The following is a 12,822-nucleotide window of genomic DNA, read 5'->3' on the forward strand; positions in this document are numbered from 1 at the left end:
CCCTAATTTTATAAATTCCTACAACTTCAAAGATTCTTTAATTTGTTTGACGCATAATCAGCCACTTACATAACAAAATAATAACAAACGCTTAATCGGGATAAATGTTCCCCTTTAAACATGAAGTTTTATGAGCCTAAAACAATGACAAAGAATCCTTCGCCTGTCGGTCAAATTGGTGACTACGAAATAAAGCAGTTAAAGATATTTAAGGTCGTCGCCGATTGCGGTGGCTTTTCTGCCGCCGAAACAGAACTCAACATTAGTCGTTCAACGATCAGTATTCATATCTCTAACTTAGAATCTCGACTCAACCTCATTCTGTGTAGACGTGGCCGCGCAGGGTTCGCACTAACGGAAGAAGGTGTTGTTGTCTATGAAGCAACGGTTAAATTACTGGGAGAGCTAGAGGACTTTCGAAACACAATCAATCATTTAGATATTCAGTTATCGGGAAGTTTGACGGTGCTGTTTAGCGACACCATCAGCCTAGACAAACGCGCTAGTATTCCTACTGTTATTCGTAAGTTTTCAAAACTAGCGCAAGAGGTTTATCTGACGGCTGAAGTCGCAAGAATGACTGAGATCGAAAGAATGGTGATGCAGGAAGAAGCTGACATCGGCTTTATCCCCTACCACAGAGCGCTTGATGGATTAGAGTATGAGCATATCTACACGGATATTTGTTATCTGTATGCCAGTAATAACAACCCGTTGGCGCAACTCGATGATCATGAACTGACTGATGAGGTGATCGACGGCTTTCCAGTGGTTTATGCTGGAATCAAAACCCAAGAACGTATTAATGGGCACTTGGCCAATATGAACCTAAAAGCCACCGCCTATAACTACGAGTCTCGTATGGCGCTACTCTTGTCTTCTCGCTTTATTGGCTACTTGCCTGAACAATATGCTCAACCTTATGTCGAATCGGGTGAGCTTGTTGCTATCGCCCCCGACCGCCGTTACTACAATTTGGAAATCATGGCGATCACCAAGAAAACGTCCGGGCTTAATAAAGTACGCTCACTTTTTACCAAAACAATGCGCGACTATTATCGTAAGCAAGCTACTGAGTTAGCTATATGACAGAAAATGAGAAATAGCGTAAAATGAAAATGCCTGAGCGTTGCTGCCCAGGCATTTTTATTAATACGAACATAACGAGTTAAACTCTATGTTCGACTTAAGCCACTTCTGACGTTGTTTTATTATCTTGTTGAGCTAGTGAATCTGAACTTATCTCTATTTGCTGCTTTTCAATGATCTTGTCACAGATATAACCGCCAATCGGTATTGCAGATGTTGCTGCAGGAGATGGCGCATTACAGACATGGAGGCTTCGCTCGCTTTCAGCGAACAAAAAATCATGCACCAATGTACCGTCTTTAAGTACCGCTTGTGCACGAATACCGGCAGGATATGGTTCCAGATCTTCCACTTGGATTTGAGGGCAATATTTGTTTACTAGTTTTAAGTAACCAGGCTTCCACCACGAGTTCTTGGTTTCAATTAACCCCGTCTTTAGGTGCTTCGCGGTAACCTTCCAAAAACCTGGGAAACGCACCATATCCATCACGTCACGAACACTAAAATTGATCTTACCGTACCCTTCTCTTTTCCATCCTTGCACGGCATTTGGCCCAACAGTGACTGAGCCATCAATCATTCGAGTCAAATGCACGCCTAAGAACGGTAAGTCTGGATCTGGAATTGGGTAGATAAGATGATTCACAATATCGTTGTATTTTTCTGGTAATCGATAGTATTCACCGCGATATGGAACAATTTGGAAATCAGTTTCAATGCCCATCATACGTGTTAAACGATCCGCCATTAGACCTGAGCAAACCACCAAAAAGTTGCCATCATAAGATGTCGCTTGTTGGTTGATATTAGCTGTTACGACAATTCGCTCTGGCGATTCATTCAATCCCGTCACTTCGGTGTTTAATGACACTGTGCCACCAGCAGAGACAAACTCTTCAGCCATTTTCTCGGTCACAACACGATAATTAACAATGCTCGTCGTAGACACCGCAATGGCGCCTAAGCCCACAATGTTTGGCTCACGACGCTTTAATTCCTGTTCATCAATTAGCTCAACATCCAAACCATTTTCGTGGCAACGCAAATATAACGCGTGCATGCGCTCAACTTCTTGTTGAGACGTTGCGACCAGCAACTTGCCACAGTTTTCAACAGGGATGTCGTGTTTTGCACAAAACGTCGTCGTCGCTTCCACACCCGCTTTGCAAAATTCCGCTTTCAAACTACCCGGCGCGTAATAAACGCCAGCATGAATAACGCCACTGTTATAACCCGTTTGATGATGCGAAAAGCCGGATTCTTTTTCTATCAACAAAATCGATTTATCTGGGAAGCGGCTTTGTAATTGCCAAGCCGTCGATACCCCTACTATGCCACCGCCGACTACGACGTAGTCATACACTTTTTCCAAGACTGGTGCTCCTTCACTCTTTTCGTTTTTTATTTACTTTCTCTATTTTTATTATAGTTAAGCGACTTAACGCATTACTGTCGTTCAAGTCGCTTATTGATCATCATTGATCGAAAACTAGCGAGTAAAGTGCCCACGCTGACGCAGTAGCTCACGCTTAAGGCCTGGGTTTGCCACAAACTTATCGCGGCCATGCAACCAACAATGATTCTGTACCACCAACATACTGCCGACGTTCACACGGACATTAAAACAGTTAGTATCGCTTTCTAGAGATTCACTCATTTGGTGAAGGTAAAGGCCTTGCTGCATGTTTTGCGGCTGTGCAAACTGGTCGATGAACAACATATGAGGCTTGCCATCTTTATCCTCTTCAAAGAACACAGGGTGATCTACTGTGTAACCGACATTCTTACTTGGCGGTGCACCCCACACAATATCTTGCTTCGCCATTGGATGATGATAGAAACGCTCTAAATCTTGCCAATCATCAACGTGCAACAATAACGAGTCGCCCATCTCCATGTTCTTTTCATCCATCTTCATCATCAATACGAAATCCGTACGCTCTTGAACGTAAGTTCCATCATTGTGAAGTTCCATACGTCGATGTGCCTGACGTAGATAACTATCACTATTGTCATCATTTTTAACGGTGAAGCGCGCGTAATACTTACCATACATCGCATCGAAGTTAGGAATCCCGATCAAATGAGATATTGCGGTCGACAAAATAACAAAGAAATCACGCTGCTCATCACTGTCGTCAAATGCCGCCTTCGCTTCTGCATCAGGTTCTAGCAGAAAAGCGCCTGTTTCTCTATCTTCCATGGTCGCCACGAGAAATTTACCCAACTGGTAGTCACACGCCTTATCAAGAGCATCGGCCACAGCGAAACGAAGAAAAGCTTTATATTCTAATGATTGAAGATTGTAGTCTTGCGTTAGCTCAGAAAACTTATCCAGCGTTGCTTTCGCTAATGTGACCACTTGTAGACGTGAGTTTTCTGGGTGCTGCGAGATAATAAATCCACTTTTCTCTTGTACGTTTTCACTAAAAACCGTCGCGATATTCATTGTTTCACTTCCTTTTGACTGTGCCGCTGAGCGGCTTTTTCATAATATTTGTTGTTAAAAAGTTGAATGACTAACCAATGTTGAGCATTAGATATCAGCCATGCCTTGAGTTAACAAAACTATAACGACAGCGAGATCATATTAACAATATATGGTAGATATAGTTTTCATATATAAAATAGATGGCAAAGAAAATGGATTTGAAACGTCTCTACTATTTCAGCCAGTTGGCAAAGACTGGAAACTTTACCAAAGCCGCCGATCAACTTGGGATAGCACAGTCTGCGCTCAGTACCAGTATCAAGAAGCTTGAACAGCAATTGGAGCTCAAACTGATTAATCGAACCGAGCGACAGATGAGTCTGACCGCCGAAGGGCAAGTGCTGCTTCGTCACACAAAAATCATCTTGGAAGACGTTGAACAAGCTGAAAAAGAGCTACAAGAGTTGAAAGGATTAACCAGTGGAGTGATTAATTTCGGTGCGCCGGCAATGCTTGCTTCTTACTACCTTCCAGACGCGTTGGAGCAATTTAAAAAGTCGTATCCCGGAATTCAAATTAATGTCCACGAAGCTGGTACAGCGACATTGGCGCAAATGCTTGTTAATGGCGAACTCGACCTAGCGCTGATAAGAGGTGACCGCGAACACGAGCAGATTCGCCATACACTGTTGGCTCAAGATCAAATTGCGGCCTGTGTTCCCACTAATCATGAGTTCGCAGCGAGAAATCACATCACTTTAGAAGAGTTTTGCCAGCAGCCCTTGGTACTGTTTAAAAATGGCTATTTCTTGCGTGAAACGATCAATACCTACTGCCAACAAAACAAAGTTCAGCCCAATATTCACTTTGAGACCAACCTACCTGAACTGCTTAAATCTATGGTCCGCCGGAAGATTGGCATTGGTACCTGCTTACCAATTTTGGTTGCTAACGATCCGCAGCTGAAAGCCATTCCGTTTGATCCCCCTATCCCATTACAGTTAGGGATTGGTTGGAAATCGAGTCACTACCTTTCAACGGCCGCAAAGGCATTCGTCAGCTTCTTACAAGGCACATTGCGCGACCAACAACACGACTAAAGTTTGATGACGATAAATCTTTATATTTATTCGGAGTGATTTTATTGGTGTTTTGCCGTGGATAACATTCTCGCTACATTTTCAAACACAGAGCATGTCGACCATGGAAAAAAAAGTAAATTACGACGCATTCTGGATGCCGTTCACTGCAAACCGCGACTTCAAGGCCAACCCTCGAATCATTAATCGCGCCGAGGGTATGTATTGCTACTCTGATAGAAACGTCAAACTGCTTGATGCGACTGCTGGCCTTTGGTGTGTAAATGCAGGCCACGGTCGTAACTCTATAGGTGAAGCGATGGCAAAGCAGGTCGCAAAGCTAGATTACAGTTCACCGTTCAATTTTGGGCATGATATCGGTTTCGAGTTTGCAGAACGTCTTATCAAACACACACTACCGGGTTTGAATAAAGTGTTCTTCACCAATTCAGGATCCGAAGCCGTTGAAAGTGCACTTAAAATTGCATTGGCTTATCAGCAAGCCAAAGGTAACACAGGTAAATACAAACTGATTGGCCGTGAACTCGGCTATCACGGGGTTAACTTTGGAGGAATATCCGTAGGTGGTTTAACACCTAATCGTAAGGGTTTTGGTCCACTGCTTGCGACCGACCACCTCGATCATACGCTCGACATCGAACGCAACGCGTTTAGTAAAGGCTTACCGGAAAATGGCGTAGAGAAAGCCGAACAATTAGAACGTCTTATCCAGTTTCATGGGGCTGACTCTATTGCTGCAGTTATTGTTGAGCCTATTTCAGGCGCTGGCGGCGTTATCCTGCCACCCAAAGGTTATTTGCGTCGATTACGTGAAATCTGTACGCGTCATGATGTGGTACTGATTTTTGATGAAGTCATCACTGGCTGGGGGCGCTTAGGCTCTGCCTTTGCCGCCGAAGAGTTTGATGTTGTACCCGACCTGATTACTTCAGCAAAAGGGATCAGCAGTGGTGTTGTACCACTAGGTGCTGTTTTCTCTAGCGAACATATCTACAACACCGTCGTAAACAGTGCACCTGAAGGCACGGTTGAGTTTTTCCATGGTTATACCTACTCAGGGCACCCTGTTGCCTGTGCTGCTGGACTAGCGACTCTGGATATCTATGAAAAAGAAGGATTACTTACCCGAGCAAAAGGTGAGATTGGGCAGTACTTCGAGCAAGGACTTCATTCACTGAAGGGAACAGGTAACATTGTTGATATCCGTAACTATGGATTAATCGGTGCAGTGCAGTTCGCAGAAGCGTCTCACGGCAAACCAATCGGTTTTGATATCCTTAAACGCTGCTACGACAAAGGCGTTATGGTTCGTAGTATGGGTAATACCATCGCCCTGTCCCCACCGCTGATCATCGAAAAAGAGCACATTGATGTCATCGTCGAAACTCTCTCTGATGTAGCCAAAGAGTTTGCTTAGGACTGATTTTCAGATACAAAAAAGCCCGCATAACTGCGGGCTTTTTGCCATACTTAAGTATGAAAATTTGGTGGGTCCGGGCGAACTCGAATCGCCGACCCCTACCATGTCAAGGTAGTACTCTAACCAACTGAGCTACGGACCCAAATTTTGTGTTCTTTTGCTTGATTAAGTCTCGTGTGACTAAAGCCTGTTGTTCTGACAAAAACAACTTAAGGGGTGGTGGGTCCGGGCGAACTCGAATCGCCGACCCCTACCATGTCAAGGTAGTACTCTAACCAACTGAGCTACGGACCCATTCCTTAAGAACGAGGAAGATATTAACGACACAGGTGAAATGGTGCAAGTATAAATTTACTTTAAATCAACCGTTTGCTCTTTATATCAACAAAGCGTCGGTTTTTTAGACTCAACCTAGCTCGTTTTATTGAGTTGGGTCACATTAAGGTGGAGAGATAGAAACAAAGCACTCGCTGTGGAGTGCTTTAAATTAGCGTGCGATGGAAACTGATGATTATAAAATTGGTATCGCTAACGAATCTCTATTGTATAGATACCAACCAAACTAAATATGCTCGCAATGAATATCAGCAAGTTATCTCTATCCAAAACTAACCCATACTATTCTTAATTTTTGGAAGTGCATATTCTTTCGGCAATGTAAGAACCAAAGACTGCATTTTTTGCCCGCGGTCGTAGTAATTAAACAAAGTGATGATCCCTACGATAAGGTTGAACCTTCCCAGTTTGTCTGAGCTTGGTATAGAAGAAAGCAACCGATCTAGGTGGACAATCGGATCTGACGCGTGTGTCCATCTTCTATTTATTAGCTTGTCAATGAACATAAAGTATACCGATGGTCTCTCCTCACTAATAATATAGAAAGCCGCAACCATTTCAGAAGTTGGTTTATACTTGTCCAATGTTTGCCCAATTTTTCTGATCTTATCGCACTCATTAGATATCGTTAACAACTGCTGGTTGTGTACAAGACGATACATAGATTCGAAGTTTCTGTCGTTTTCATTGTTCTTATAATTAAAGATCAACTTCATAGCGCCTAATAGGTAGCTGTCTTTAAATAAAGTGTCGGCATCTGTTGTTGTGCTCATACCCAAATCTCTCATTTATTGTATTTTTTATTACAAGGGGATATTTCATTTTATTATTAATAGTGAAAGTTTATGTCTAAGGTGGATTTTCGTCACTCAGACACTTTTCATTCACCTCAATATGACTATGACATAACGGCTTAATGTCACTAACCACTATTACTGAATTTTTATTTTTAAAAAATGCTCCTGTAAACACTGCTTAAAAAAAAGGGTAGAAATAACTACCCTTACAAATGCCAAGACGTTGTTGTTTTTATTATTTTTATATAGAGCGAGTTGCAGAAGGCTCACTCTATTTGAGCCATAATTCCCATAAACAGAGCATCATTGCTTTGACTCTATGGTGTGTAAATTTAATGTACTAATTTCCCTTTTTAGCCCTATTGTCACTATCTGATTTTAATTATCTTATGACAAATAGTGCATCGGTATTTTTGTTTGATTAACAGTAACTTTTCTATGCTAGTTCGGTGCAAGCGAACGACAGATTTGTGTTTGCAATTTTTCATACTTCTCCTAGTTATATATTTCCAACTAGACGTTTTTATTATTATTTTGTTTGAAAAATATTATTTACAAAAACAATCACACAATCAATCGATTTTACTAAAGTTTATTTGACCTTACATAGGCTTACAAAAGTGTTTGTTTGTAATTATTGACTCTAAACATCAGTAGAGATAGGCACTCAGGCGAGTTTTCTGATTTATATATCAATAAAATCAACACAATCGTAAGTCTCACTCTATTGATATTAGAGTTAACTAATCAACATTTTTAGTAAAAAGTAATTCTAATAAATAGAGTACTAATCGGAGTACTCCAATAATTATTAGAAACTAAACCATAATAAATATGAGTGTACTTAAGATAGGTAATAAATAGACAGGTATCTAAGAAAGGAAATTGACGAGAAGTCAGTAAGGCAGGCAAAAGTGCCTGCCCTATTCAATTTGAATTGTTTTGAAAATGACTATTCTTCTTCACTTTCGAAAACAACGTTGTAGTTTTCAGTGTAGGTGCAGTTTGGTTGGCGGCTACATGTGAAGAATCGACGACCTTTGTGTTCACCTTGACTAGCAAGCTTAATGATCATTGGTGAACCACACTTCTTACAAAAGCGAACTTCTTTAGAAGGTTCAATCAAATCAATGTGTGCGGCAAGTAATCTCTTCAAACGGCTCACCTGATAGCTGTGTTTAATTGACGCTCCTATCAAAGGTAAACCCGCTGATTTACATACGTGAATAAGCAGTTTTTCACGGTCTACCTTCCCTTTGTTCAATTCCTTGCCGTTATCAAGTTCAATAATGACTCGCGGTTCTAGCGTTCTTGGATCGCAAACAACAAAGTCAAAGTAACTACGGGAGATTTTATTGTTAGCAATAAACCAGTTCTTTTTAGAGTTTGACTTGGCCGGTGCTAACACGCTCGTCATGCTGACTTTTGCAAAAACAGCACCGTGATTACCCACTGCAGATTTCAGTGCGTTGTAAAAGGCAGCTTGCTGCATGTTCAGTAATGCCCCTTTCTTTTGGTAAGCATGATCTTTTGTATCATCATGTTTAACCACATATTTTTGTATGAAGTAAAAGAATACAACCAGGAGAATTACAACAATAAAAATATTCGTCATTTTGCCATTGCTTCACTATGAACTAGAACCGTTAGCGTATGTATAAAAGTCGTCATAGGCAAGAAAAAGCATCAGCTTTACCAAGCTCTACACATCTTCGTTACTCAATCATCAAGCTAAATACAGTACGCAGGACACACTCTGTACAATTTCCATACAGAAAAGCGCCTAGCCATTGATTTAGATCAAGTTTAACAAGTATGTGATCAATTAGCCTAAAATTCGTTAAGCAAATGTTAAGGAGAGCAATATGGAACTAAAACAAGACCCGAGATGTTATACCGATGTGTGTGTCGATGGAAAATGGTTCCACTATGACCACTGCAGCACTCGTGCTTATATGTTGAAAGGTGGCGCATCAGCCGTCTTTGAACTAGAAAGAGAGCCATCTACTGAAACTGAGCTCGTTGAGCTGCTACAAGGAATAGCTAAATAGGGGCTTCAAAGATGGAGCTGTCTCCGTAATCGTTAATACCTACTAAACATCAAATTGTGCTCTGACAGCAAACTTTATTTCCTCCAAGTAAGGTTTGCTGTCACTCCCCCTCCGCAACTCAAGAGCAGTTAATAAACAGATCCGTTCAACAATGAGTTTATCACTGTCATCTTTATTCAATTAGCACATCAATTGCTGTCTTAAATTCACACTGGTGATATCAAAGCTCATTCCTACAACCGCCATAAATTGCTACTCAGTTTTTTTAGAAATCTGGACGATTCAGAGCATTTTCTTGATTTAACTCAGACAATGTACCGCCTAGTTGGCGTTATATTGAATTTCCTGTTCCTACAGACCACTATTTCAGAAGAAAAAGTGGTCATCATAATGAGAGTTATAAATGACCCAAGTTAATGAGCAACGTCTAGTTGAGCACTTTTGCGATCTAGTAAAAATTGACAGTGAATCACGTAATGAAAAAGCGATAGCTGAAGCACTAGCTGAACAGCTAGGTGAACTTGGCTTCACCGTTCACAAACTGCCTGTACCAGAAGAAGTTTCAAACGGCTTCAATATCTACGCACGCTTAGAAGGTTCACTAGAAGGCAGCACCGTATTTAGCTGCCACATGGATACTGTCACGCCGGGGATTGGTATTGAGCCAATCATTGAAGACGGTATCATTCGTTCCAAAGGCAATACCATTCTAGGTGGTGATGACAAATCAGGCATCGCTGCGATTATGGAAGCAGTACGTTGCATCAAAGCAGAAGGGATCGAGCACCAAACCATTGAGATCGCATTCACTGTTTATGAGGAAGGCGGTCTGTTTGGTTCATTAAACTTTGATATGTCTTTCATCCAATCAGACAACGCAATTGTACTGGATACAGGCGGTCCTATCGGTACTATCGTTAACGCTGCACCAGGCCAACAAAAAATTGTCGCTAAGATTAAAGGCCGCCCTGCCCACGCAGGTCTAGCGCCAGAAGAAGGCATTAGTGCAATTCAAGTTGCGGCTGACGCTATCACTAAGATGAACTTGTTACGTATCGATGAAGAAACCACAGCGAACGTTGGTATTGTTGAGGGCGGACAAGCGACCAACATCGTAATGCCAGAACTAACGGTTGTCGCTGAAGCGCGTTCACTGAATGGTGACAAGCTAACTAATCAAGTTAACCACATGATCTCTACTTTTGAAGAGAGCGCTAAACAGTTTGGTGCAGAAGTTGAAATAGAATCAACTCGTGCATACGACGCGTTCGTTATTGCTGATGACCACCCGCACATCCTGTCAATTAAATCAGCATTCGACAAATTGGGCGTTACCGCTGCAACTAAGGGTACTGGTGGCGGTAGTGATGCAAACAACTTTAATGCGAAGGGTTTAACTACCGTTAACCTATCAACCGGTATGGCGAAAGTACATACAACTGATGAGTACATCGCAGTTAAAGACATGGTTTCTATCACCGAGTTTGTTATTACCTACGTAACGCAATAAACCAGATAGAAATTAAAAAAGCCAAGCATCATCGCTTGGCTTTTTGTTATCTGGAAAACATGACGCTAAGTTATTTGTGAGAAGACTCCATCATTGTCATCACGTCTAACGCTTCTTCGATATCTTTAACGGCTACTCGATTGCCTTCCTCTAACTGAGCAAAAACAATACTCAAAAAGTCATTCTGATTAAACAGCTCTTCATTGCTCGTATATCTCTTAAGGTACGAATCTTTTAGCTGCTCTGCTTTCATTCTATTCTTGGAATTAGCAACAAACACCACGATCGCTAAAGCGATAGCTAAGACAAGAATGTACAACATTAAATTTCCTTTCTTGGTTTGATTTCAACCTCTAGCGAGGCCTTTGAGAATATTATCAATAATTACAGTGTGGGTTCTTTGTCAGATGCTCGAAGTGTGCATTCGCCCCAGTTTTGGAGCGTTTATGTGCTCTTAACCTGTGACCACAATCATCACATATGAAGTGTGTTTTATGACGTATCTTTAATGCCTCATCTATGGTGATAGGCTGGTTGTCGTCTGCATTTATTGCCGTGAATATGTTCTTGGTGGTCTTTTTCGCTTTTTTAACGCTCGTACGAGATTGGTCTATTAATTGACTGCTACTGATTGTTAGGGGGCCAAACAGTGCGGTTTCTATCGTTATCATATTTCACCCATAAAAAGAGGCACATAGAACCTTTAACGCTCTACTTTGGTGAGGGTGTAGTATCCATATTGCTTTCGAGACTCTCTATTATTTATAGAAAGAAAGAGACTCTTTTATATCAATGAGGTAACAAGGGTTTAAAAATCAAAAGGTTAAGAAGAAGTGTAAAGCCACCTAATTTAGATAAGATATGTTCATTCGAGCAGAAACAACAAAGCCAAGCGTGGCGGCTTGGCTTTGTTATTTGAATGGAGCTTTGCGAATCTAAGACAATAGCTTAGAACCCTCGCCTTTTCCAAAACTGACCTTCATCTTTCGCAACTAAATCAAAGGTTCTATCGGCTATCACTCTCCCCTTAAGCTCAACGGTCATTCTCCATTTACCGATCTTATTGTCGATAGGCGCCCAAATCGTATCGCCGAGATAAAAGTCCCAGTCATTGCTTCCGACATACTCTTCACCGTCGAATGGCTCGAGTACTTCTCCTTTGTCGGTGGTGATGTTTGGGTGATAGATGCAGTATCGGATCTTTTCACCTTTGGCTTTCTTGATGTTGATGATATACCCAAACTCCACATCGATTTCGGCTTCTACACGATGAGTGAATTCCTGAATCTTTGGTAGGTCTTTAGATTTTGAATCCCAAGTCGAGTAGATACCATAAGAAGTCATATCCACGACAACAGAACGTTTTGCCATTGTTCATTTAACCTTTGACTGTTTTCTTCATTTGTCTTCATACAACAAGACACTTTGGGTCATCGAATTCGATGATGAAGATTTTATTATTCTTGCCAATCTTTCTTCATGCGTGCAACCACAGACTCCGGCACTCCGTGAATATTGCCATACTGTTCACGGCACACCTCAATAACCAGTTCAGCACCATGTTTGCGCGCCATGTTTCGATACGCCTTCATCTCCCATCGCTTAACGAACGTGTTCGAAACTACTACATCACGACCTTGTTTTAGGACATCTTCCGCACGATTTTGACACCACTCATGTGCTTTGGGGAGTAGTTCGGGATCGAAACAGTAATCACCGTCGCTATTCACAAAGTACATGTCGGCTTCTACGTGGAATGCGTCGAGAGATTTTGCTCTTGTTGATTTGCCAGAACCAGGCAGACCTCGAATTAAGATAAGTTTCAAACTGGTACTCACCGATCATCAAAAATAGAGTGAAAGCAAAATGTTAACGTATCTGAGGTCAAAAGCATAAACCTAGATCATTAAGCGCTGTTTTAAGCATCAAACGTTCACTAGTGTGTATTCAATTGTCCCAACATAGGTTCTGTAACCTCATAGATGAGCAGGTACCCGGCGGATTCAATAACGAAATATTTACAAAGGTGCGTTTTGTATGTCGACAAGCGTCACAATATATTATAGATTCAGAAGTATAGACGTCTAA

General features: G+C 41.5%; 12 protein-coding genes and 2 tRNA genes. 5 read left to right on the plus strand and 9 right to left on the minus strand.

Translation table 11 applies throughout. The features are described from left to right. Positions 1-144: 144 nt before the first annotated feature. Positions 145-1,089: a LysR family transcriptional regulator gene (locus FIV04_RS07945; RefSeq protein ID WP_032548901.1), complete on the plus strand. Its 945-nt coding sequence runs from the start codon at positions 145-147 to the stop codon at positions 1,087-1,089. Positions 1,090-1,186: 97 nt separating this feature from the next. On the opposite strand, the gene lhgO is transcribed toward FIV04_RS07945, so the two are convergent. Both lhgO and glaH read right to left on the minus strand, forming a co-directional pair. Continuing rightward, positions 1,187-2,461, minus strand: coding sequence for an L-2-hydroxyglutarate oxidase (gene lhgO, locus FIV04_RS07950; RefSeq protein ID WP_152468793.1), 1,275 nt, complete (start codon positions 2,459-2,461; stop codon positions 1,187-1,189). A 117-nt stretch (positions 2,462-2,578) separates the two neighbouring features. Then, positions 2,579-3,538: a glutarate dioxygenase GlaH gene (gene glaH, locus FIV04_RS07955; protein ID WP_152468794.1), complete on the minus strand. Its 960-nt coding sequence runs from the start codon at positions 3,536-3,538 to the stop codon at positions 2,579-2,581. Between the two features lie 194 nt (positions 3,539-3,732). Here glaH and FIV04_RS07960 point away from each other — a divergent pair, with 194 nt between their 5' ends. After that, positions 3,733-4,620: a LysR family transcriptional regulator gene (locus tag FIV04_RS07960; protein WP_152468795.1), complete on the plus strand. Its 888-nt coding sequence runs from the start codon at positions 3,733-3,735 to the stop codon at positions 4,618-4,620. Between the two features lie 103 nt (positions 4,621-4,723). Next, positions 4,724-6,037: an aspartate aminotransferase family protein gene (locus FIV04_RS07965; protein ID WP_152468796.1), complete on the plus strand. Its 1,314-nt coding sequence runs from the start codon at positions 4,724-4,726 to the stop codon at positions 6,035-6,037. A gap of 68 nt (positions 6,038-6,105) precedes the next feature. Here the strand turns inward: FIV04_RS07965 and FIV04_RS07970 are convergent. The 4 genes from FIV04_RS07970 to FIV04_RS07985 form a co-directional block, all read right to left on the minus strand. Then, positions 6,106-6,182, minus strand: a tRNA-Val gene (locus FIV04_RS07970). A 75-nt stretch (positions 6,183-6,257) separates the two neighbouring features. Beyond that, a tRNA-Val gene (locus tag FIV04_RS07975) sits at positions 6,258-6,334 on the minus strand. Positions 6,335-6,648: 314 nt separating this feature from the next. Further along, a complete protein-coding gene (locus FIV04_RS07980; RefSeq protein ID WP_150872624.1) occupies positions 6,649-7,149 on the minus strand; it encodes a hypothetical protein in 501 nt (166 codons plus the stop codon). 976 nt (positions 7,150-8,125) lie between these two features. Continuing rightward, positions 8,126-8,788 (minus strand): DUF2726 domain-containing protein, encoded by a 663-nt coding sequence (locus FIV04_RS07985; protein ID WP_150894504.1) that lies wholly within the window; start codon positions 8,786-8,788, stop codon positions 8,126-8,128. A gap of 250 nt (positions 8,789-9,038) precedes the next feature. Here FIV04_RS07985 and FIV04_RS07990 point away from each other — a divergent pair, with 250 nt between their 5' ends. Together FIV04_RS07990 and FIV04_RS07995 are read left to right on the plus strand one after the other, a co-directional pair. Next, entirely contained in the window at positions 9,039-9,224 is a 186-nt protein-coding gene (locus FIV04_RS07990) for a hypothetical protein (protein ID WP_150872626.1), read from the plus strand. A gap of 403 nt (positions 9,225-9,627) precedes the next feature. Beyond that, complete coding sequence (locus FIV04_RS07995; RefSeq protein WP_152468797.1) at positions 9,628-10,734, plus strand: M20/M25/M40 family metallo-hydrolase; 1,107 nt, start codon at positions 9,628-9,630, stop codon at positions 10,732-10,734. 70 nt (positions 10,735-10,804) lie between these two features. On the opposite strand, the gene FIV04_RS08000 is transcribed toward FIV04_RS07995, so the two are convergent. The 3 genes from FIV04_RS08000 to FIV04_RS08010 all read right to left on the minus strand — a co-directional run bounded on the left by FIV04_RS08000 (position 10,805) and on the right by FIV04_RS08010 (position 12,560). Continuing rightward, entirely contained in the window at positions 10,805-11,056 is a 252-nt protein-coding gene (locus FIV04_RS08000; RefSeq protein WP_152468798.1) for a hypothetical protein, read from the minus strand. A 626-nt stretch (positions 11,057-11,682) separates the two neighbouring features. Then, entirely contained in the window at positions 11,683-12,105 is a 423-nt protein-coding gene (locus FIV04_RS08005; RefSeq protein WP_152468799.1) for a DUF3859 domain-containing protein, read from the minus strand. An 86-nt stretch (positions 12,106-12,191) separates the two neighbouring features. Then, the gene (locus FIV04_RS08010) at positions 12,192-12,560 is read right to left on the minus strand and encodes an ATP-binding protein (protein ID WP_152468800.1); all 369 of its coding nucleotides are present in this window, start codon (positions 12,558-12,560) and stop codon (positions 12,192-12,194) included. Between the last annotated feature and the right edge of the window lie 262 nt (positions 12,561-12,822).

Source organism: Vibrio sp. THAF190c, from assembly GCF_009363355.1.
In the GTDB taxonomy this organism is placed as follows: Bacteria; Pseudomonadota; Gammaproteobacteria; order Enterobacterales; family Vibrionaceae; genus Vibrio; species Vibrio fortis_A.

What these genes read in the sequence shown, in the direction of transcription:
- FIV04_RS07945 (WP_032548901.1), top strand. Translation starts at nt 145, where the DNA reads ATGACAAAGAATCCTTCGCCTGTCGGTCAAATTGGTGACTACGAAATA.
- glaH (WP_152468794.1), bottom strand. Translation starts at nt 3,538, where the DNA reads ATGAATATCGCGACGGTTTTTAGTGAAAACGTACAAGAGAAAAGTGGA.
- FIV04_RS07960 (WP_152468795.1), top strand. Translation starts at nt 3,733, where the DNA reads ATGGATTTGAAACGTCTCTACTATTTCAGCCAGTTGGCAAAGACTGGA.
- FIV04_RS07965 (WP_152468796.1), top strand. Translation starts at nt 4,724, where the DNA reads ATGGAAAAAAAAGTAAATTACGACGCATTCTGGATGCCGTTCACTGCA.
- FIV04_RS07980 (WP_150872624.1), bottom strand. Translation starts at nt 7,149, where the DNA reads ATGAGCACAACAACAGATGCCGACACTTTATTTAAAGACAGCTACCTA.
- FIV04_RS07985 (WP_150894504.1), bottom strand. Translation starts at nt 8,788, where the DNA reads ATGACGAATATTTTTATTGTTGTAATTCTCCTGGTTGTATTCTTTTAC.
- FIV04_RS07990 (WP_150872626.1), top strand. Translation starts at nt 9,039, where the DNA reads ATGGAACTAAAACAAGACCCGAGATGTTATACCGATGTGTGTGTCGAT.
- FIV04_RS07995 (WP_152468797.1), top strand. Translation starts at nt 9,628, where the DNA reads ATGACCCAAGTTAATGAGCAACGTCTAGTTGAGCACTTTTGCGATCTA.
- FIV04_RS08000 (WP_152468798.1), bottom strand. Translation starts at nt 11,056, where the DNA reads ATGTTGTACATTCTTGTCTTAGCTATCGCTTTAGCGATCGTGGTGTTT.
- FIV04_RS08005 (WP_152468799.1), bottom strand. Translation starts at nt 12,105, where the DNA reads ATGGCAAAACGTTCTGTTGTCGTGGATATGACTTCTTATGGTATCTAC.